Below are 20,595 nucleotides of genomic sequence, written 5' to 3'. Positions count from 1 at the left end.
TTATCCACCTGGGCGAATACCGATAGTCAGTGATACTTCGCCTTTCTGGCCTGAGCGCAAAAAACTTACCGTAATTTTTTCACCTGGCTGCGCGTTGGTGATGCGCTTCATGCCTGCGCGCGTAGTAGTTGCAGGCACGCCATCAAAATGCGTGATGATGTCGCCGGGCTGTAAGCCAGCCGCCGCTCCAGGACCGTCGCGAAATACACTGCGCACCAACATGCCCTGCCCTGGCTCCAAACCCAAACTGCGCGATGCAAATGCATTTAATGCCTGCGATTCCACACCGATCCAACCGCGAATCACATGGCCATACTGAATAATATCGTTCAGCACTTTTTGTGCCGTATCAGCGGGGATTGCGTAACCAATGCCGACTGAGCCACCCGTTGGGCTTTGGATTGCGGTATTGATGCCGACCAATTTCCCTGTTGTATCGACCAAAGCGCCACCAGAGTTTCCTTGATTGATAGCTGCATCCGTTTGCAAATAATTTTCTTGGATATTCAATTCCAAACCGTAACGCGCAGCTGCAGAAATAATGCCCTGCGTGACGGTTTGCCCTACGCCTAAAGGATTGCCAATCGCCAGCACCACATCACCGATACGCATATGTTGTGCGTCACCAAAGCGAATCGCTGTTAAATCCGGTAATTGAATTTTCAAAACAGCTAAATCCGTTTCTTGATCAACACCGACTAATTTAGCTTGTGCATCACGGCCATCATGCAAGCTTACTAAAATCTGATAAGCACCAGCGATGACATGATGATTCGTCAACACATAACCGTCTGTGCTAACAATCACACCCGAACCGAGTGAGCCTTCAACACGCTCCTGAGGTGTGATGTACTGCTGACCAAATGCATCACCTTCCACAGCAAGCCGCCGCACATATTTGCGCGTATAAATATTCACCACGGCAGGCATAGCAATTTCAGCTGCATCGGCGTAAGAAGCCGAGCCAGCAACAGCCACAGTATTACTACGGAATTGTGTCGCACTGCCCTGTATATTGGTGACAGATGTTTCTAGCGTCTGAATTTTTTGGTGCTGCAGATAAAGCAATGCCACCACCAAACCGCACAGTGTTGGCACAGCAATATCTTTTATCAAAATCTCTCGCATTCGCTTCGTCACATAACACCTTACGAGCTCTGACCGGCGCGGCGATTGTAGCTATAATGTCGCACCGCGAAAACTCGCACTCGCCTGCTCTTTCCACACAGGAGGATTCATCATGATCAAGCCACACGGTGCCGATGCACTCCAACCTCGCTATGTTGCCGATGCCAACGAACGCGCCAAGTTAACTGCAGAAGCAGAGCAACTGCCGTCTGTGTTAATTAGCTCTGCTGCAGCAGGCAATGCAGTGATGATGGGCGCAGGTTATTTCACACCGCTCACTGGCTATATGAATCTGGCAGACAGTCTTTCGGTGGCAGAAAAACTGCACACCACCAGCGGCTTGTTTTGGCCGATTCCAATTGTGAATATTTTGAAAGATGTGTCTGCGATTAAAAACGCAAAACGCATCGCTTTGCGCGATCCGAATGTGGAAGGCAATCCTGTGATTGCAGTGATGGATGTTGCTGCTATTGAAGAAGCGAGTGATGAACAAATGCAGTTCATGGCGCAACATATTTTTAGCACACTGGATGACAAACACCCAGGCGTTACCACATTCCTCAATTCAGGTCGTTTCTTGGTTTCTGGTTCTATCCAAGTATTGAACTACAGTTATTTTCCACACGATTTTCCTGATACTTTCCGCACTGCTACGGAAATCCGTGAAGAAATTTCCAAGCGCGGTTGGAAAAAAGTGGTGGCGTTTCAAACACGCAACCCGATGCACCGTGCGCACGAAGAACTGTGCCGCATGGCGCAAGAAAGATTGCAAGCCGATGGCATCGTCATTCACATGCTGCTCGGCAAATTAAAAGCGGGCGATATTCCTGCCAGCGTGCGTGATGCCTGCATCCGCAAAATGGTTGACGAATATTTTCCACCCAATACCGTGATGATTGCCGGCTACGGTTTTGACATGATGTATGCAGGTCCTCGTGAAGCGGTATTGCACGCGATCTTCCGTCAAAACATGGGCGCTAGTTATCTAATCGTCGGTCGCGATCACGCCGGTGTTGGCAGCTATTACGGACCTTTTGATTCGCAAATTATTTTTGAAGAAAAAGTACCTGCTGGTGCATTACAAATCCAAATCTTTGGCGCGGACAACACTGCGTTCTCTAAAAAATTGAATCGTGTGGTGATGATGCGCGAAGCAGAAGGTCACACCGAAGAAGATTTCATTGTGCTCTCCGGCACTAAAGTGCGCCAAATGCTTGGCCAAGGTATTGCACCGCCTCCTGAGTTTTCACGCCCAGAAGTTGCCAAAATCTTGATGGAATACTATCAGGCTATGGATAACCAAAAGTAATTCACCCAAACAACCGCCAACGAACAACCATACAACGAGCAACACGAGACCACGCCTATGATGGAACTTCTCACCGACCCGCAAGCTTGGATGGCGTTTATCACGCTAACCACCCTCGAACTGGTACTCGGTATCGACAACATTATTTTCATTTCTATTTTGGTAGAAAAACTGCCGAAAGAAAAAAGAGAATTTGCTCGTCGTCTTGGTCTGTTTTTGGCGATGTTCATGCGTATCGCACTGCTGATGACGCTGGCGTGGATTGCCAATATGACAACACCTCTATTTACCGTTATGGAGCATGGTGTTTCAGGTCGCGACATCATTCTGATTGCTGGTGGTTTATTCCTTATCTGGAAAAGCACACAAGAAGTCCATCAGTTGCTGGAAGGTGTTGAAGGCCACGCAACGCACGCTGTACGCGCCAATTTTTTTGCCATCATCACGCAAATCATTATTATCGATTTGGTTTTCTCGCTGGATTCCATCATCACCGCCGTTGGCATGAGTAACCAAATTCCAGTTATGGTATCTGCCGTGGTTGCCTCTGTGGGTTTGATGATTGCTTTTGCTGGTTTTATTGGCAGATTTATTGAAGATCACCCTACCATCAAAATGCTCGCACTGGGTTTCTTGCTCGTCGTCGGTGTTGTATTAGTAGCTGACGGTACAGGTCACCATGTACCCAAAGGTTATATCTACTTTGCCATGGCATTCTCGATTCTTGTCGAAGCACTGAATATTCGCCTGCGTGCAAAAGCGCACAAGCCAGTTGATCTGCGTGAATCTTATGCCAATACGGATCATGACACGCCTGCTCATTAAATAATGAGAAGTTAGTGCCACCAAAAAAGCCGCAGTGAATGCGGCTTTTTTATTGCGTAATTTTTACTACGAAAGATAAAGTTAGTTCGGTTCGTTCAGTACAACAATACGCGGCACAGGCAACGAATTAAAAGTGGAAGCAGTAGCTGCTGTGTAAGCACCCATCATGCGACCTATCAACAAATCTCCCACCGCTAACTCTGGCAATTCCAGTGCTTCTTCGATGACATCGATGCTGTCGCAAGTCGGTCCAACCACGGCAGACGGCATTGTTTTCCCCGAACGAAAAACATGCAGCGGATAACGCGCATGATCATAAATACGACCACTGAACATACCGTATACGCCATCATCTAAGTAATACCAAGGCTGATCACCGCGCAGTGCTTTTCCCACCACCGTTGTTACTGCGGCTGCCGCAGGTGCAATTAAATAGCGACCAGGCTCTGCAATCACTTCCACATGCTCAGGCAATTTTTTCAGTGCTTCACGAATTGGCGCACAAAAGGCAGCAATATCGATATCACCACCATTGTCGTAATCGACAGGAAAACCACCGCCAATATCCAAAATACGAATCGGCACTTCGTATTCGCTGATTAATTTTGTGCAAGCTTCAATCGCCGCTACATGCGTGCTGGGCGATGTCGATTGCGAGCCAACATGAAACGACAAACCTTTGACATGCAAGCCCAAAGCTTTCGCTTCTTTCAACATGGCTGGCACTTCTTCGGGTGAACAGCCAAATTTTTTCGACAAATCGACGGCACAATCAGGGCTGCGAAATGCCACACGCAGCAACAAACCTACACGATGCGCGTACTGGCGAAACTTAGCAATTTCAACGAGATTATCGACCACAAAAGTACTGCAACCGAAACGCAGCGCATCGCGAATATCTTTATCTTTTTTAATGGGATGCGTGTGAATCGTGTTGCGCGGATTCACTTTTTGCTTGCGCAGTAAATTGATTTCACCCGTTGAAGCAATATCAAAACCCGCACCCAATTGATTCAGCGTATTGACTATCGCCGCGTGCGGAAACGCCTTCACCGCATAGAACAAACCAACATTCGGCAGCGCAGCTTTTAATTGCTGATATTGGTCGGCCAACTTCGCGCAGTCGAGCAACAGCAACGGCGAACCGTACTGCTCGACCATAACGCGCATCTTGGTTTCATCGAACAAAATATCCGAAAACAAGTTGGCCATTGCCGCACATCAACCGTTATCAGTTTTGCCAACCGCTTCTAACACATACTGCGGCAGTGCAAACGAAGCAACATGAATGTCTGGATTGTAATAACGCGTTTTAATACCAGACGCTTTGAAGCGCTCGCGAATCGTATTGGCATCCACATGACGCAGCGATTTATCGTCGCTAGACCACGCAAAAGTCATCACGCCGCCCACATAAGTAGGCACTGCAGCGGTGTAGAAATGCACATCACCAAAAGTTAGTGCCATGCGTTGCGCCGTGGTTTTCACTTCGTCCAGCTGCATAAAGACCACGCCGTTTTGCGTAACCATGATGCCGCCATCGTTCAAGCAGCGTTTGCAATCACTGTAGAACTGGCTGGTAAACAACACTTCGCCAGGACCGATAGGGTCGGTGGAATCGGAAATAATGATGTCAAATTTTTCTTGGCAATTCGCCACAAAACGGCAGCCATCATCAATCACGATATTGGCGCGCGGGTCGTCATACGCACCTGCGGAATGGTTCGGCAGATATTCGATCGCCATATCAATAACGGCTTTATCAATTTCTACTTGCGTCACATGTTCGATGCTGCTGTGACGACACACTTCACGCAAAATACCGCCATCGCCACCGCCGATAATCAGCACGCGTTTTGCCTTACCGTGCGCAAGAATCGGCACATGCGTCAACATTTCGTGATAGATAAATTCGTCTTTTTCGGTGGTTTGCACCACGCCGTCCAACACCATCACGCGACCAAACAGCGCGTTGTGAAAAATCATCAACTGCTGGTGTCCCGTATCAAACTCGAAATAAACCTTGTCAATGTCGTGGCGTTGTCCCCAAGCATCGTACAGTGTTTCATTCCAGGTCTTAGTCATGGCTTTGCTTCTCTCCGCAGTGTGGTGGGTAAAAGAATGACCGCCAGCCTATCGAGCAAGCCGGCATACAGGTTTATGGTACAAGGAAGCGCGCGATTATGGAGCGGTTTGCAGGATTTGCAAGCGTGAATTGGCGAACCATCGCCTTGCATCACTCTGCCCTCACCCGCATAATGCGCCCGCTTTCATGGTGGCCCTGTCGGTTCCTCGCAATGAACAGCTGTAAACCCCGCCAGGCCCGGAAGGGAGCAACGGTAGCAGCCCGTTTGTGTGCCGAGGCTCGGCTGGCAGGGACACCACCCTCTTCCCTTATACTAGCCATCCCTTTCTTTACGCACTGATTGGTCATGAGCTACCAAGTTCTCGCCCGCAAATGGCGACCGCAACATTTCAAAGACATGGCTGGTCAAACGCATGTGCTGCAAGCACTGATCAATGCGTTGGATCACAACCGTCTGCACCACGCTTATTTGTTTACAGGCACACGCGGTGTGGGCAAAACCACCATCGCGCGCATACTCGCCAAATGCCTCAACTGTGAAACGGGCATCAGCTCACAACCTTGCGGTCAATGCGCCGCCTGCCGCGAAATTACTGAAGGCCGCTTTGTTGATTTGATTGAAATTGACGCCGCTTCGCGCACCAAAGTCGAAGACACGCGTGAGATTCTCGACAATGTGCAATACCTCCCTGCACGCGGTCGTTTCAAAGTGTATTTGATCGACGAAGTGCACATGCTCTCCACCAGCAGTTTTAATGCACTGTTAAAAACATTGGAAGAACCGCCTGCACATGTAAAGTTTTTGCTCGCGACAACTGATCCACACAAACTACCTGTGACGGTTCTTTCTCGCTGTTTGCAATTCAATCTGAAAAATTTATTGCCAGAAAAAATTGTCGAGCACTTAAAAAATATTCTCGACAAAGAAATGATTCCGCACGAAGACCCTGCTTTATGGTTGTTAGCACGAGCAGCTGACGGCTCTATGCGCGATGCACTCTCCCTCACCGATCAAGCAATCGCATTTGGTGGCGAAAAAATTGCTGAACTCGGCGTGCGCGACATGCTGGGCACGATGGATCGCCGTTTGATTCATCCGATGTTGGATGCACTGATCGCTAACGATGCGCCTGCGTTATTAGCTGCCATTGCGCAACTTGCTGAACAAAACCCTGACTACAGCGGCGCGCTGGATGAATTGTTGTCACTGCTACATCGTATTGCTGTTGTGCAAGCCGCGCCTTCCGTTTTGGATCAATATCCGGATGAGCGCGAGCGTTTGCAGCAGTTGACCAACAGCATGACAGCAGAAGATGTGCAGCTGTATTACCAAATTGGTTTGAACGGTCAGCGCGATTTGTCGTTAGCGCCAGATATGCGTTCCGGTTTTGAGATGGCGTTGCTGCGTATGTTGGCGTTTCGCCCACAAGGCTCAGCAACGAGCAACGAGAAAAAAAAAACTGAACCCAAGTCCAACGCCAACACCAACGCAAATCCAGTAAACACCAATACAGCAAACACAAATGCAGTAAACGCGAGCGCAGTAAACAGCAGCGCCGCTATTCGCGCTGCACAACAACCCACACCGCTAACACTCACACCCTCTACACCGACCTCAACAACTGCACCACAACCCGCTGTTACTGCGCAAAATCATGCAGCAACACTAAACACGCAAGATTGGCCTTCGTTGTGGCAAAGGCTGCCTCTGGCGGGCATTGTGCGCAATACTGCTGCTCACTGCTGTTTAGATCGCACCGAAGGCTCGCGTTATTACTTCACACTGGACAGCGCACAAGCCAATTTATTTGACGCTTCTCATGCCACGCGTTTATCTGAAGCTCTAGGGGTGTTTCTCGGCAGTGCGTGTGAAGCCATCATCACAACCGGCACTACGGCAAATATGACACCGCATCGTTTGCAGCAGCAGAAAAAAGCACAACTGCAACAAGAGGCAGAAGAAAGTTTTCGCAACGATCCTAATGTCATGGCGCTGTTGCAACAATTTGATGCACACATCGTTGAAGGTTCTATTGAACCCTTTCAACGCTCTATTCACTAATATTTATCTCTCTTAATTTGGAGTATCCCCATGAAACTGGGCAACATGAATGAACTGATGAAACAAGCACAGGCGATGCAAGAAAAAATGCAACGCATGCAGGAAGATGTCGCCAAAATGGAAGTGATCGGCGAATCAGGCGCAGGCTTGATCAAAGTCACCATGAACGGTCGCCACGATGTGCGCAGCGTCAATATCGACAGCAGCTTAATGACTGAAGACAAAGAAATTTTAGAAGATTTAATCGCCGCAGCGATCAATGATGCTGTGCGAAAAATTGAGCACAACTCACAAGAGCAGATGCAGAAAGTGACTGGTGGCCTGCAAATGCCACCAGGTTTCAAAATGCCTTTTTAATCATTTTTTAATGGGATGCACGCGGCAGAGGCGTTCGCAAAGTCACAAACTCTTCTGCTGCGGTTGGATGAATACCAATCGTCGCATCGAATTGCTTTTTTGTAGCTCCTACTTGTAAAGCCACTGCAAACCCTTGCATCACCTCGCCTGCTTCTGCGCCCACCATGTGCACGCCCAACACACGACCCGTTGAACGCTGCACAATCAACTTCATCATCATGCGCTCGCTGCTGCCGCTGACGGTATGTTTTAACGGACGAAAATCGGTGCGGAAAATTTCGACATCATGCACGCCGTAACGCGATTCTGCTTCCTGCTGCGTTATCCCCACAGAAGCGACTTCTGGTGATGAAAATACTGCACTCGGCACCAGAGAATAATCAATGCGCTCTCGCATTCGGCTGCCAAACCAGTAATCCACCAGCCACATCGCTTCCGCTGTGGCGACCGGCGTTAACTCTTTGTGCCCAACCAAATCACCCACGGCAAAAATAGAAGGCACACTAGTAGCAAAGTGTTCATCCACAACAACATGCCCTGATCGTGAACACTGAATAGCGACCGCCTCTAAACCGAGCTGTGCAGTTGCCGGCTTTCTACCGGTGGCAAACAACACGCAATCCGTTTTGAGTACAGAGCCGCTGCTGCAATGCACTTGTAATTCATCTGCTATTTTTTCAATGGATACGATGTTGTCATTCCATTGAAACGCCATACCTTGCTTTTCCATTTCTTGCTGCAAGAAATGGCTGATATCCGCATCAAAGTTTTTTAATACTTTGTCGCCGCGATGCAACAAAGTCGTTTGACTGCCCATCGCATGCAAAATACCCGCTAACTCCACCGCGATATAACCGCCACCGACAACAATGGTACGCTCAGGACGATGGGGCAGCGAAAAAAAGTCATCGGAAGTAATCGCGTGTTCGATACCCGCAATATCTGGCTTCCACGGATAACCGCCCGTTGCCAATAAAATTCTTTCTGCTGATATTTTCTTATCACCGACAGTCACATGATGCGCGTCGAACAATTGCGCCACGCCTTCAAACAATTCCACGCCTGCGTTCTGCAGCATATTTTTGTAGATACCGTTGAGTCTTTGCACTTCAGCGGCGACATTGCGCGTGAGAACAGACCAATCATGCGATGGTTTTACTTCTGACCAACCAAAACCAATGGCTTCATGCGTTTGTGTAGGCAATTGCGCGGCGTAGTGAAATAATTTTTTAGGGATACAACCGACATTGACGCAAGTGCCGCCGAGGTATTGCTTTTCGACCAACGCAACGCGTTTTCCTGTGGCCGCCGACATTCTCGCTGCGCGCACACCGCCAGAACCACCACCAATCACTAACAAATCGTAATCATGTTGCATCGAACTGTGCCCCATTTTGATCAATTACACCAGGTACAACTTCAAAAGCTATATTGACTGCCTGTAAGCGCATCAACAAGCCTGACATTTCGCGCAATGACAAAGGATCACCAGGCACCAAATAAACGATAGATTCACCTCGCTGCACACCATCACGCAACACAGTAAAAACATCGTCACTCGTTTGCAAATTGATCTGGTATGCATCACGACGCGCCAACTGGCTGATTACCGCATTGACACCTGCGGCAGACACTACGCAATCGCAAGATTGCAAATAGCGCAGCGCTTTGAAGGTCAATAAATCAGGATCACCTGTGCCACTACCCACCACCGCCACACGACCTTGCGCGTACTGATGTTGTTCAAAATAGTGCAGCTGCTCCGCGATACTTTCTGAGAGTTGCGCGCAATCATCGCCACCGGCATCCACTAAATAGCGCTGTAAACTGTGATTCCAAAAACGCATGCGCTGTTTAGCATCGGTAATTTTTGTAAACACTTGTTTACGCAAGGTGCTCACTTGCAAAGCTAAATCACCTAAAGAGGCTGGCAGCAACGCTTCGATTCGCGCACGCAACAGCCGCGCCAACACGGGCGCATGGCCATTGCTCGTCACCGCAACGGTAATGACACCGCGTTCGACAATCGAAGGAAAAATAAAAGTACACAATGCTGGCGTATCAACCACATTGACGGGAATTTGCCGCGCTTGGGCGGCTTCAAAAACGCGCTGATTCAAAGCCTCGTCTGCACTAGCGGCGACTACCAGCATCACACCATCTAAACACGCTTCCAAAAATTGCGATTCAGTAATCGCAACAATATGTGCCTGTGCTTTTTCCAACAAGCGTCGTTTGCGCGCAGCGACTTCACCACTACCTACCAACAAACAGCGTTTGCCTTGGATATTCAAAAATACTGGCAAGGTTTGCATAAGGCCTCGCGGGGTGATTATTTTTTGCGCGCTACCGTTTTTTTTGCAGCTGTTTTTTGGGTTGATGTTTTTCTGCGTGGAGCACTGTCATCATCGCCCGCTCCGCGACTTTCCACCCAGCGACCGTTGACATAAACCGCGCGCCACCCTGTCGGCTTGCCATCAATTTCGCTCTGCACATACTGCTCTTTGCTTTTGCGGCTAAAGCGCACAATGGCAGGATTGCCCTCTGGATCTTTCTGCGGCGCAGAAAATAAAAATTCGTATTTCGGGTCAATTTCATCGCGATGTGGAATCAATTCCGAGACCAAAGGCGCGCGCGTCTCGCGGTACTTAGGAAACTGGCTCGCTGCCAAGAACAGACCAGACGCACCATCGCGCAGCAAATAAAAATCATCCACTTTTAAGCAGCGCAACTCTTCCATTTTCACCACATCCATTTTTGGTGGAGCGGCTTCGCCGTTGCGCAGTAATTTACGCGTATTTTTACAGGCGCTATTGGTACAGCCAAAATATTTGCCGAAGCGACCTGTTTTCAACTGCATATCGGAGCCGCACTTGTCGCACTCCAACAGCGGGCCGTCATAGCCTTTTAATTTGAATTGACCCGCTTCAATCTCGTAGCCATCACAATCAGGATTATTGCCACAAATATGCAATTTTCGTTTTTCATCCAGCAAATAGGCATCCATCGCCGCATTACATTTTTTGCAGCGATGTTTGTGACGCAACTGTTGCACTTCGGCATCATCGTCTTCGGCAATTTCATCACCCGTCACCAAATTAATCGTCGATTTACAACGCTCTTTTGGTGGCAATGCGTAGCCTGAGCAGCCGAGAAATACGCCTGTGCTGCCGGTACGGATCTGCATATTGCGACTACAAGTTGGACATTTAATATCGGTTTCTGTGGGATCGTTGGCGCGCATACCGTCCTTATCACCGTGTGCGCGCGCCAATTTTTGACGAAAATCGCCATAGAAATTATCGAGCACAGCGGTCCAACCTTTATGCCCTTCCGCCACATCGTCCAGCGACTCTTCCAAGTTCGCAGTAAAGCTGTAATCCATCAAATCACTGAAAGATTCGGTTAACCGTTCTGTCACGATGTCGCCCATTTTTTCAGCGAACAGACGACGTTTTTCCAGTTTTACATAGCCGCGATCTTGAATCGTCGAAATAATGGCAGCATAAGTGGATGGGCGACCAATACCGCGTTTTTCCAACTCTTTCACCAAACTCGCTTCGGTGAATCGCGCAGGCGGGCTGGTGAAATGCTGCGTAGGATCCAGTTTTTTCAACGTCAAACTGTCGCCCACTTTCATATCTGGCAGGATGTTGTCTTCCTCACCGTCTTTTTTATTCATCTGCGGCAACACTTTGGTGTAGCCATCAAACAACATCACACGGCCGCGCGCACGCAATTCAAACTCACCCGCTTTTACATCAACACGCGTGCTGGTGTATTGCGCAGGCATCATCTGACACGCCACAAATTGCTGCCAAATCAGTGTATAAAGTCTTTCCGCATCGCGCTCCACACCGGATAAATTATTCGGCTGCAAACGCACATCAGACGGACGAATCGCTTCGTGCGCTTCTTGCGCGCCCGATTTACTGGCGTAAAAATTTGGTTTGCTCGGCAAATATTTTTCACCGTATTGCTTGCCGATAAAATCGCGACAAGCGTGCACAGCATCCATCGACAAATTGGTCGAATCGGTACGCATATAAGTGATGTAGCCCGCTTCATACAAGCGCTGCGCCAACATCATGGTTTTTTTCACGCTAAAACCTAAGCGCGAACTAGCGGCTTGTTGCAGCGTAGAAGTAATAAACGGCGCAGAGGGTTTGGACTGTGTGGGCTTATCTTCACGCGCAGCCACTTGGTAATTGGATTTTTGCAGCGCAGCCACAGCCGCTTGCGCTTGCTGCTCGCTGACTGGACGAAAATTGGCATCGCCCTGCTTCATCACTTCAAAAACAACGGTGCTGCCCGCTGGCGTATTCAAATCCGCGTGAATTTGCCAAAACTCCTCTGGCACAAACGCACGAATTTCACGCTCGCGTTCCACCACCAAACGCACTGCCACCGATTGCACACGCCCTGCTGACAAGCCGCGTGCCACTTTCGCCCACAACAGCGGCGACACCATAAAGCCAACCACGCGATCTAAAAAACGACGCGCTTGTTGTGCGTTGACGCGATTGATATCCAATTGACCGGGTTGTGCAAACGCTTCTTGAATCGCTTTTTTGGTGATTTCGTTAAACACCACACGGCGGTATTTGTCTTTATCGCCACCGATCGCTTCACTCAAGTGCCAAGCAATCGCCTCTCCTTCGCGATCCAAGTCCGTTGCGAGATAGATGGTGTCGGCTTGCTTTGCCAGCTTGCGCAATTCATCCACCACTTTTTCTTTGCCGGGCAGAATTTCGTACTGCGCTTTCCAACCGTTTTCAGGGTCTACACCCATACGCGTGACCAACTGCGCTTGTGCTTTTTGTTCACGATGCGCCGCTTTTTCTTCAGCCGACATCTTGCGTGTTTTTGCCGCTTGCTCGGCGCGCGCCTTAGCATCAACTTCTTTGCCGCCGCCTGTCGGTAAATCACGGATATGACCGATGGATGACTTCACCACAAAGTCGTTGCCTAGATATTTGTTGATGGTCTTGGCCTTCGCCGGAGATTCCACAATAACGAGAGATTTGCCCATATAAGCCTACGCTGGTGTCGCGCTGCGACTGAGATACCCATTGAGGGTGCGACTATATAAGAAGGAAGACTAGGCTGGTCAAGCTAAAAAACACTTTTGTACAAAAAACGATCAGCAGAGGCGGACTTCAAAGCAGTTACCGCCATCCAACAAGGGATACAAACGGATATCCCAGCCCTGATGCTCGCAGATGCGCCGCACCAAGGACAAACCCAAGCCCAAGCCTTCACCGCGCGCCGCTGCGCCACGCACAAAGGGCTGAAAAATGGCTTCTTTGCTGCCTTCATCAATTGTCTTGCCCGAATCCTCCACTCGGAAACCTTCTCGCGTGAGAACGATCCGCACAAAGCCGCTATCGGTGTAATGCACGGCATTGCGTATCAGATTAGACATCACGGCTCGCAGTAACGCCGTATTGAAACGCTGCTCCTCTAGCGAAGCAGGAAGAGCAGATTCAATGATCAACGATAGCGCCAACTGTTTGTTATCCGCCAATGATTGCCACTGCTCTTGCTGCTCCTGCGCCATCGCCCCCAAAGTGACACGGCTGACCGAGGTGTCCACTTCCAATTGGTTGCGCGCCAACTGCAGAAAGGTATGCACCAAATCGCGCATTTCCTGTGCCGCTCGCTGAATGCGCGCCAGCTGATTTTTTTGCTTCTCACCGAGCTGTGGCGATGCTTGCAGCAATTCAGATGCTGTTGTGATAACCGTCAATGGCGTACGCAACTCGTGACTGACATCGCTGGTGAAAAACCGTTCGCGTTGCAGAGCGTGATGAACTTTCTCTAATACATCATCAAACGCCGCTGCCAACTGCCCTACCTCATCATTGGCAAAATCATTAGCTAGTGGCAGCTCTTCTGGCGCTTTTTTCTCACGGCCGCGTACTTGTGTTGCCAATAAAATAACCGGCGACATGATGCGCCGCGCCAAAAAATAACCCAACACCCATGCAGCAACAACACTCAATAAAAAGCCGGCAAGAATAATGAGATACAAAGCATGCTCTCGCCTTTCCAAATTAGTTTGGTCGCGCAAAAATAAAAACTTTTCATCGCCCTGCTCATACACCAAGGCGTGATAAGCCTGCCCTTCACGAAACACTTCATGGAACCCAGATCTCAATCCTTTCAACCACTCTGGCGGCGTACTGTAATCTTCTGCTTGATTGATTTTTTCATGGTAGAAGTTAGAGCCTGGCAACAAACCTAATTCACGCCCTTCGCTGTAGCGCGCCATCGCCAAAGTCAAATCATCGTGCAGCGTGTTGCTCAGTAATTGTTTTTCAACCACCTGAACGACAACGACAATACCGACAGAAAATAAGGCACTGATAACTGCCGCCATCAATACAAAAGCCAGCATAATGCGGCGCGATAACTTTTGATTTTTTTTCAATCCCTGCACAACGAAAACTCTTTTTATTGTTTTGAAACTTAGTCTTTCTGTGCAGACAAGCGAAAGCCGATGCCGTGTACGGTGTGCAATAACGGAGTCTCAAACGGCTTATCAATCAATTGGCGCAACTGATGGATATGGCTGCGCAAGCTATCGCTATCGGGGCAATCATCACCCCAAACAGCCGCTTCCAATTGTTCGCGGCGCACAACGGATGGACTGCGTTGCATCAACACTTCCAACAATTTCAAACCGATCGGGTGCATTTTTATGTGCTTGCCCGCACGCGTCACTTCCAGCGAATCCAAATCAAACGAGAGATCCTCTACAGCGAGCAACCGACTCGCACCGTGCGTGCGGCGCAACACCGCTTCTATGCGCGCCGCCAGTTCCGACAACTCAAAAGGCTTCACCAAATAGTCGTCGGCTCCCGCAGAAAAACCTTCTAAACGATCATCCAGTGTGTCGCGCGCTGTCAACATAATCACAGGCAAATTGTTGCGCGCTTCACGCAAGCGTTTGCACAGCGTAAAGCCATCCATACCTGGCATCATCACATCAAAAACAGCGAGATCAAATGGTTCTGTAGCGGCTAGATGCAAGCCCGTCATGCCATCTTGCGCACAATCGACGGTGTAACCTTTTAACTCCAAATAATCAGCCAAGTTGGCCAGAATATCGCGATTATCTTCAACCAATAAAATGCGCACACATCACCTCAATATTTTTTTCACATATTTGCGCTATTGTGACCACTCAACAAAACTTGCCATTCCTGCTCACTCCACAGTTTGCGACTGTGACGATACAGCTGATCAAGATCACGCCGCGCCGCATGACCCTTGATGCACTTGCGGCGCGCTTTTTCCAAATCCAATAACGCTACTTCAGGTGTGCTTTCTACACTACCGGCTGTCAAAAAAATGTGTTTTGGATATAAACAAGTGTGCTGCCACTGTTTACCGTGCATCACACCCAGCACACGACCCAATTTCTGCAAGAGCTTTTGATGTTGCGTCTCGCCGATGCGCTCTTTGCCACCCACACGATACCAAGCCTCTAAATCGACATAACCATCCAGCGCTTTGGTCACTAAAATAGCCTGCCAATCGCCATCCACTTTACGCGCTTCAGCAAACACAATTTCAGGTGTTTTGATGCCAAGCTTCTGCAGAGCGTCTGTCGCAAATTTTTCCCGCATCACCGTTGGTAAACCAAATGGATAGCGCAAGCTACGAAACAAATGATTACGCTGGCGTTTGATATACAACATACCCAACGACGGCGTAGTAATGCGCTCAACGCCACTCTCACCATCGCGCCGCACATTGGCAGGCTCAACCGATTCACCACGCACGCGCCACCAATCATCAAAACTCATCGGCAACGCCATTTCTGAAACATTACTCACCGCTGTATCTTTCCTAATTCACCACGCGCAGCGATTATAGCGACATCATCTAAAATCAACCCACACCTTACACAGAAGTAGAGATCACAGATGGAATGGGCACCGCATGTCACTGTCGCCACCGTTATTGAGCAAGATGGCAAGTATCTGCTCGTGCATGAGTGGGACAAATTTCTGCAACGCATGGTCTACAACCAGCCTGCGGGGCACTGGGACGAAGGCGAAACGCTACTCGATGCCGCCATACGCGAAACACGCGAGGAAACGGCTTGGGCAGTGACTATTGATAGCTGGCTAGGCCTGTACACCTACACCGCCTCATCTAATGGCATTACCTATGTGCGCGTCGCCTTTACCGGCCAAACCACTGAATTTCTCGCGACCGCGTTGGATGAAGGCATAGAAAATGCGGTGTGGATGGATTACGAAACCCTGCTAGCGAAAGAAGCCAACGCCGAATTGCGCAGCCCGCTAGTGAAACAAGTGATCGACGACTACCGCAGCGGCATCCGCCTGCCACTTTCCGCGCTCTACCATCACAGCTAGGCACTTTTGGCGGGTGTAGCGCTCTCCTTTAGAATAGCGGGATGAATACATCCACCAAAGTCATCGTCGGTATGTCCGGCGGTGTTGATTCCTCCGTCACGGCACTCCTACTGCAACAGCAGGGCTACGCTGTGGAAGGCTTGTTCATGAAGAACTGGGATGAGGACGACGGCAGCGAATACTGCACCGCCAAAGCGGACCTCGCCGATGCACAAGCCGTTGCCGATAAGTTAGGCATTCATCTACATACCGCCAATTTTGCCAACGAATACTGGGACAATGTGTTTGAACATTTTCTCGAAGAATATCGCGCAGGACGCACACCCAATCCAGACATCCTCTGCAATCGCGAAATCAAATTCAAAGTGTTTTTGGATTACGCGCAACTGTTAGGCGCAGATAAAATTGCCACTGGGCACTACTGCCGCACTAAAACGGAAAACCAGCGCACACAATTACTCAAAGGCTTCGATCCTGCCAAAGATCAAAGCTATTTTCTGCACGCCATCACAGAAGCCGCATTAGCAAAAACTTTATTTCCGATTGGTAATCTTGAAAAAACTGCTGTGCGACAACTCGCCGAACAACATGGCCTTGCTACCGCCAAGAAAAAAGATTCCACCGGCATTTGTTTTATCGGTGAGCGGCGCTTCAAAGACTTTCTTGAACAATATCTGCCCGCGCAACCGGGTGATATTCAAACGGTCGATAACAAAATAATCGGCAAACACACGGGCTTGATGTATTACACCATCGGTCAACGCCAAGGTTTAGGCATAGGCGGCGTGAAAGACACACCAGAAGAACCTTGGTATGTGGTGGATAAAAATCTTGCAACCAATACGCTAATTGTTGCGCAAGGTGAACACCCTGCCCTGTATGCACCTGCGTTGGAATGTTCACAACTGCATTGGATTGGCGGCGCAGCGCCTTCACCATCCACCTCACTACATTGCAAAATTCGCTATCGTCAGCAAGATCAAGCCTGTAGCTTCACACAGCTAACTAACGGCAATGCGCGTGTTGATTTTACAGAAGCACAACGTGCGATCACGCCAGGACAGTCCATTGTTTTTTACGACGGTGATATTTGCTTGGGCGGCGGCATCATCGAGAAAAAACTTACTTCGGAGTACGCATGAGCAACACACTGGTTATGAATCAAACACTGGCTCTGGCCGGCATCGCACAAGCTGCTGCACTGGTGAGCCAATTAGCGCGTAACGGCAGCGCAGATGCTCAAGCCATGCAATGCGCGGTACACAGTATTTTGAAACTCGATGCAGATGACACAGAAAGCATTTTTATTGATCGCCAGCATCTCACACTCGGATTAAAAACGGTGCGTGAAGCCTTTGAGCGCGACACCAACAGTAATGCAGAAACGCTGCGCTACTGTGCCAGTATGTTGCACCTACAAAAACAGTTAATGCGCGATGAAAACATGCTCTCCACACTGCGCGGCAGGCTGCAACAAGTGCAAAGACAGATTGAACTGCAAGGCAATGAAGTGAGCAGCCAAGTGTATTCCAGCATTGCCGGTTTGTATTCCGACACGCTCAGCACTTTTAATTTTCGCGTGCAAGTCAACGGCAAACCCGATTTATTAAAGCAAGACAGTATCGCCAATCAAATTCGCACTGCGCTGCTCAGCGGCGTGCGCTCCGCTATTTTGTGGCGACAACTAGGTGGCTCGCGTTTGGATTTTATTTTTCGTCGAAAAGCGATTTATAACGCCACACTGGCACTGCTTGAGGCGTAAGCGTGAAATTTGCACTGCTCATTACCGCATCTGCCAGCAACAGCGAAGCGCCTGCAACTGCGCTACGCTTTGCTACAGCTGCGCTAAACAGTGGGCATTCCATTTACCGCATTTTCTTTTTTCGTGACGGCGTACAAAACGCCAATACTTATGCCATTGCACCGCAGGATGAACGCAATATTCCAGAAGCGTGGCAGCAGTTTTGCCTTGCACACAATATCGACGCGACAACTTGCGTTTCTGCTGCGCTCAAGCGCGGCATCGTTGACGAAAAAGAGAGTCAACGCTGGAAGAAAATAGGAAGCAATGCCTCGGCACAAATCCCCATTGGCGGCTTAGGCTTGCTGACCGACGCCATCATCAATAGCGATCGCCTGATTACTTTTGGGTAGAGCCATGCAGCCATCACAAAAAACCATTCTCTTTGTGTTGCAGCGCTCACCCTATGGCAGCACCGCTACGCAAGAAACACTGGATGCAGCATTGGCAGCCGCAGCATTTGAACAAAATGTGCAACTACTTTTTAGTGGTGATGGCGTTTGGTCGCTACTACCAGATCAACACAGCGAACTCATCGACAGAAAAAACATCGAGAAACTTTTGCACGCTCTGGAGTATTACAACATCCATTCTGTTTATGTCGATCAACAATCTTTAGATGAACGACAACTCACAGCGCAGCAGCTGTCCATCACAGTAACGCCATTGCAGGCAGAGCAGATCCCAGCAATATTCCAGCACGCAGACTGTGTGGTGGCGCTATGAATTCACTGCACACCTTGAATGTTTCTGCACGAGAAAACACTGACCTTATTGCTCGCTTGCTGCGCAGCACTGCACAAGGCGACAGCATTCTGCTGATTGAAAACGGGGTTTACAACCTCACAGACAACCACTTTCTGCAAGCTGCATCACAAGCCAAAGTCAGCCTGTTTTATTTGGAAAGAGACGCGCAAGCACGCGGCCTGCATTCGCATAGCGATAAAGCACAAAAAGCCACTGATGATGATTTTGTTGCTATGAGCTGCCAGCATAAAAAAGTGATTAGCTGGTTTGTATGAGTGCGCCCGCTTGCGATGAAGAAGGCTATTTACTGAATCTAGCTGATTGGAATGAAGCCGTTGCCAATACACTGGCTGAACAATCAAACATCGCTCTCACCACCGCACACTGGGAAGTGATTCACGCACTGCGAAGCTTTTATCAGCAATTTGGACTTTCACCGGCGATGCGCCCGCTCTGCAAATATCTAAAAGCCACGCTAGGTGCAGAAAAATCGAGCAGCATTTATCTTCTACAGCTATTCCCAGGAAGCCCAGCAAAACTCGCGGCTAAAATTGCTGGTTTGCCAAAACCTGATAACTGTATTTAATTTTTTTTTATTCTTCGATTTATAGCGGTCGTGCCAACAGAACTGTCGCCGCGTTAGAAGATGCATTTTTTAATAACACACTGTCCAAACAAGCTGGAATCAAACACGCTTTCTCAGCGCTCAATACAGATCCAGCGCAATCCACACTACCCACTACGGTCATCGCTAAGACATAACTGCCTGCTGTTTCACAGCGATACTCAGCATGCGCAGCAAGCACTAAACGCTGCACGATAAAATCTTCAAACTGAACAATTTGCTCTAACAGCACACCGTCTTTATCCAATAACAAAGGAAAAGACTGATCGGGCGGTGTTTCTAGCTGAGCAATTTGTAATGCTGCATCAGTATCCCAATGTGCTTGGGTCAACACTTTCTGCGCAAAAGAGAGAATTTTTCTTTCGTAAACGGGCGTTTGAAACTCGACCGTGCGCACACCGTGTTGCAAGGCATGCGGCGTGCGCAAGGGGACAGCCAATACATCGCCCTCTCGCAAGTTGCGCAAGGCGGTAAAACTCTCCATTGTTTTACGCAGAGTAGCTTCTTGTATTTGCATCTCTACAGAAATCTGCGCAAGCCATGACTGTAGTTGCCCTGCGCTCACAGGCGCATTCAAGGCAATGCCATCTCGTTCACGCATGACATCTAACTGAGCATCTATTTCTCGACGAATTTTTGCGTACTCACTCACAGACTGCTTATACGCTGCCAAAAACGCATCGTCACTGGAATACAGTTGGCGTTTTTCTGCAGAAAAACCGTAACGAATTGCACCTACGCCATCCGGCCACGCTTTTTTATCCACATGCGTGACGATATACACTTCGCGTTTTTTTTCATGCAATTCAAAATACAAATCGCCAAAGACCTCGTCGGGTAATGGATCAAGAATTTTCAATAAATTAATCTGTTCTTGATTCCCCAACACACTCTGGCGCGACAAAGCCAGCAACCAAGACAGCGGTGTTGAGCCGCTTGCACTGACCACCGACGCAACGCCGCGTTCCTCAATTCCCGTATACCAAATTTCCTGACCCCAAGGTTTAGGAATAAAAACGGGCTGCAAATGTAACGGGCGCGAAAAATCTAAAACAGCAATCTGCAATGCCGACGCAATGTCTTCTAAAGTTTTTTCTTGTGCAAGCAAAGCCTGCAACGCATCACACTGATCCGTGACACATGCGCGCTGCAAATTATCCTGATCGGAAAACTCACAAGCAGCCATCAATGCCAACACTGGCTTATTGGGCAGGTAATCCTGAACAAACGACAGTGCCAGTGTTTTTATTGATGGTTTTTGCATG

The 20,595-nt window shown here is 48.9% G+C and carries 20 protein-coding genes, 1 other RNA gene and 1 pseudogene; 12 read left to right on the top strand and 10 right to left on the bottom strand.

The genetic code is table 11. The features are described 5' to 3' along the window. Entirely contained in the window at nt 1-1,140 is a 1,140-nt protein-coding gene (locus R3E63_05310) for a trypsin-like peptidase domain-containing protein (protein MEZ5539368.1), read from the bottom strand. Nucleotides 1,141-1,240: 100 nt separating this feature from the next. Between R3E63_05310 and sat the strand changes: the two genes are divergently transcribed. Both sat and R3E63_05300 read left to right on the top strand, forming a co-directional pair. Continuing rightward, nucleotides 1,241-2,437 (top strand): sulfate adenylyltransferase, encoded by a 1,197-nt coding sequence (sat, locus tag R3E63_05305; GenBank protein MEZ5539367.1) that lies wholly within the window; start codon nt 1,241-1,243, stop codon nt 2,435-2,437. A 60-nt stretch (nt 2,438-2,497) separates the two neighbouring features. Continuing rightward, nucleotides 2,498-3,262, top strand: a complete 765-nt coding sequence (locus R3E63_05300; protein MEZ5539366.1) for a TerC family protein — start codon at nt 2,498-2,500, stop codon at nt 3,260-3,262. Nucleotides 3,263-3,343: 81 nt separating this feature from the next. On the opposite strand, the gene R3E63_05295 is transcribed toward R3E63_05300, so the two are convergent. Both R3E63_05295 and speE read right to left on the bottom strand, forming a co-directional pair. Beyond that, nucleotides 3,344-4,474: a type III PLP-dependent enzyme gene (locus R3E63_05295; protein ID MEZ5539365.1), complete on the bottom strand. Its 1,131-nt coding sequence runs from the start codon at nt 4,472-4,474 to the stop codon at nt 3,344-3,346. A gap of 9 nt (nt 4,475-4,483) precedes the next feature. Continuing rightward, complete coding sequence (speE, locus tag R3E63_05290) at nt 4,484-5,347, bottom strand: polyamine aminopropyltransferase (protein MEZ5539364.1); 864 nt, start codon at nt 5,345-5,347, stop codon at nt 4,484-4,486. A gap of 197 nt (nt 5,348-5,544) precedes the next feature. Here speE and ffs point away from each other — a divergent pair. The 3 genes from ffs (at nt 5,545) to R3E63_05275 (ending at nt 7,767) form a co-directional block, all read left to right on the top strand. Next, an RNA gene (gene ffs / locus R3E63_05285) (signal recognition particle sRNA small type) lies at nt 5,545-5,640 on the top strand. 54 nt (nt 5,641-5,694) lie between these two features. Further along, nucleotides 5,695-7,410 carry a DNA polymerase III subunit gamma/tau gene (dnaX, locus tag R3E63_05280; GenBank protein MEZ5539363.1) on the top strand — a complete coding sequence of 572 codons (1,716 nt, stop codon included), beginning with the start codon at nt 5,695-5,697 and terminating at the stop codon, nt 7,408-7,410. A gap of 30 nt (nt 7,411-7,440) precedes the next feature. Beyond that, the gene (locus R3E63_05275; GenBank protein MEZ5539362.1) at nt 7,441-7,767 is read left to right on the top strand and encodes a YbaB/EbfC family nucleoid-associated protein; all 327 of its coding nucleotides are present in this window, start codon (nt 7,441-7,443) and stop codon (nt 7,765-7,767) included. A gap of 7 nt (nt 7,768-7,774) precedes the next feature. Here the strand turns inward: R3E63_05275 and gorA are convergent, their stop codons facing one another. From gorA to R3E63_05245, 6 genes and pseudogenes are all read right to left on the bottom strand, one after another. Further along, a complete protein-coding gene (gene gorA / locus R3E63_05270; protein MEZ5539361.1) occupies nt 7,775-9,145 on the bottom strand; it encodes a glutathione-disulfide reductase in 1,371 nt (456 codons plus the stop codon). Next, on the bottom strand, nt 9,135-10,082 hold the full coding sequence (locus R3E63_05265) for an NAD(P)-dependent oxidoreductase (protein MEZ5539360.1): 948 nt from the start codon (nt 10,080-10,082) through the stop codon (nt 9,135-9,137). The genes gorA and R3E63_05265 overlap by 11 nt, the downstream gene beginning before the upstream one ends. 104 nt (nt 10,083-10,186) lie before the next feature. Further along, nucleotides 10,187-12,799, bottom strand: a pseudogene (gene topA, locus R3E63_05260) (type I DNA topoisomerase). A 111-nt stretch (nt 12,800-12,910) separates the two neighbouring features. Then, the gene (locus tag R3E63_05255) at nt 12,911-14,209 is read right to left on the bottom strand and encodes a HAMP domain-containing sensor histidine kinase (GenBank protein MEZ5539359.1); all 1,299 of its coding nucleotides are present in this window, start codon (nt 14,207-14,209) and stop codon (nt 12,911-12,913) included. 29 nt (nt 14,210-14,238) lie between these two features. Beyond that, nucleotides 14,239-14,910 carry a response regulator transcription factor gene (locus R3E63_05250; GenBank protein MEZ5539358.1) on the bottom strand — a complete coding sequence of 224 codons (672 nt, stop codon included), beginning with the start codon at nt 14,908-14,910 and terminating at the stop codon, nt 14,239-14,241. Nucleotides 14,911-14,930: 20 nt separating this feature from the next. Further along, a complete protein-coding gene (locus R3E63_05245) occupies nt 14,931-15,611 on the bottom strand; it encodes a lipopolysaccharide kinase InaA family protein (GenBank protein MEZ5539357.1) in 681 nt (226 codons plus the stop codon). A gap of 90 nt (nt 15,612-15,701) precedes the next feature. On the opposite strand from R3E63_05245, the gene R3E63_05240 reads away from it, so the two are divergent. Genes R3E63_05240 through R3E63_05210 form a run of 7 tightly spaced genes read left to right on the top strand, consistent with a single transcriptional unit; the run spans nt 15,702 to nt 19,291 of the window. Next, complete coding sequence (locus tag R3E63_05240) at nt 15,702-16,157, top strand: NUDIX hydrolase (GenBank protein ID MEZ5539356.1); 456 nt, start codon at nt 15,702-15,704, stop codon at nt 16,155-16,157. Nucleotides 16,158-16,198: 41 nt separating this feature from the next. Beyond that, nucleotides 16,199-17,299, top strand: coding sequence for a tRNA 2-thiouridine(34) synthase MnmA (mnmA, locus tag R3E63_05235; protein ID MEZ5539355.1), 1,101 nt, complete (start codon nt 16,199-16,201; stop codon nt 17,297-17,299). Then, a complete protein-coding gene (gene hflD / locus R3E63_05230) occupies nt 17,296-17,919 on the top strand; it encodes a high frequency lysogenization protein HflD (protein MEZ5539354.1) in 624 nt (207 codons plus the stop codon). The genes mnmA and hflD overlap by 4 nt, the downstream gene beginning before the upstream one ends. 2 nt (nt 17,920-17,921) lie before the next feature. Then, on the top strand, nt 17,922-18,311 hold the full coding sequence (gene tusD, locus R3E63_05225) for a sulfurtransferase complex subunit TusD (GenBank protein MEZ5539353.1): 390 nt from the start codon (nt 17,922-17,924) through the stop codon (nt 18,309-18,311). Between the two features lie 4 nt (nt 18,312-18,315). Continuing rightward, the gene (gene tusC / locus R3E63_05220) at nt 18,316-18,684 is read left to right on the top strand and encodes a sulfurtransferase complex subunit TusC (protein MEZ5539352.1); all 369 of its coding nucleotides are present in this window, start codon (nt 18,316-18,318) and stop codon (nt 18,682-18,684) included. Continuing rightward, nucleotides 18,681-18,980 (top strand): sulfurtransferase complex subunit TusB, encoded by a 300-nt coding sequence (tusB, locus tag R3E63_05215; protein ID MEZ5539351.1) that lies wholly within the window; start codon nt 18,681-18,683, stop codon nt 18,978-18,980. Before tusC ends, tusB begins: the two co-directional genes overlap by 4 nt. Then, nucleotides 18,977-19,291 carry a TusE/DsrC/DsvC family sulfur relay protein gene (locus tag R3E63_05210; protein MEZ5539350.1) on the top strand — a complete coding sequence of 105 codons (315 nt, stop codon included), beginning with the start codon at nt 18,977-18,979 and terminating at the stop codon, nt 19,289-19,291. Before tusB ends, R3E63_05210 begins: the two co-directional genes overlap by 4 nt. Nucleotides 19,292-19,310: 19 nt before the next feature. On the opposite strand, the gene R3E63_05205 is transcribed toward R3E63_05210, so the two are convergent. Continuing rightward, nucleotides 19,311-20,594 carry a hypothetical protein gene (locus R3E63_05205; GenBank protein MEZ5539349.1) on the bottom strand — a complete coding sequence of 428 codons (1,284 nt, stop codon included), beginning with the start codon at nt 20,592-20,594 and terminating at the stop codon, nt 19,311-19,313. Nucleotide 20,595: the final 1 nt, after the last annotated feature.

This window comes from Pseudomonadales bacterium (assembly GCA_041395665.1).
Taxonomy (GTDB): Bacteria; Pseudomonadota; Gammaproteobacteria; order Pseudomonadales; family UBA7239; genus UBA7239.
Note: the sequence above shows the minus strand (reverse complement) of the source record. Positions and strands in the feature narration are given on the sequence as shown.

Coding starts and splice junctions, on each gene's coding strand:
- sat (MEZ5539367.1), top strand. CDS start 1,241: ATGATCAAGCCACACGGTGCCGATGCACTCCAACCTCGCTATGTTGCC.
- R3E63_05300 (MEZ5539366.1), top strand. CDS start 2,498: ATGGAACTTCTCACCGACCCGCAAGCTTGGATGGCGTTTATCACGCTA.
- R3E63_05295 (MEZ5539365.1), bottom strand. CDS start 4,474: ATGGCCAACTTGTTTTCGGATATTTTGTTCGATGAAACCAAGATGCGC.
- speE (MEZ5539364.1), bottom strand. CDS start 5,347: ATGACTAAGACCTGGAATGAAACACTGTACGATGCTTGGGGACAACGC.
- dnaX (MEZ5539363.1), top strand. CDS start 5,695: ATGAGCTACCAAGTTCTCGCCCGCAAATGGCGACCGCAACATTTCAAA.
- R3E63_05275 (MEZ5539362.1), top strand. CDS start 7,441: ATGAAACTGGGCAACATGAATGAACTGATGAAACAAGCACAGGCGATG.
- gorA (MEZ5539361.1), bottom strand. CDS start 9,145: ATGCAACATGATTACGATTTGTTAGTGATTGGTGGTGGTTCTGGCGGT.
- R3E63_05265 (MEZ5539360.1), bottom strand. CDS start 10,082: ATGCAAACCTTGCCAGTATTTTTGAATATCCAAGGCAAACGCTGTTTG.
- R3E63_05240 (MEZ5539356.1), top strand. CDS start 15,702: ATGGAATGGGCACCGCATGTCACTGTCGCCACCGTTATTGAGCAAGAT.
- mnmA (MEZ5539355.1), top strand. CDS start 16,199: ATGAATACATCCACCAAAGTCATCGTCGGTATGTCCGGCGGTGTTGAT.
- hflD (MEZ5539354.1), top strand. CDS start 17,296: ATGAGCAACACACTGGTTATGAATCAAACACTGGCTCTGGCCGGCATC.
- tusC (MEZ5539352.1), top strand. CDS start 18,316: ATGCAGCCATCACAAAAAACCATTCTCTTTGTGTTGCAGCGCTCACCC.
- tusB (MEZ5539351.1), top strand. CDS start 18,681: ATGAATTCACTGCACACCTTGAATGTTTCTGCACGAGAAAACACTGAC.
- R3E63_05210 (MEZ5539350.1), top strand. CDS start 18,977: ATGAGTGCGCCCGCTTGCGATGAAGAAGGCTATTTACTGAATCTAGCT.
- R3E63_05205 (MEZ5539349.1), bottom strand. CDS start 20,594: ATGCAAAAACCATCAATAAAAACACTGGCACTGTCGTTTGTTCAGGAT.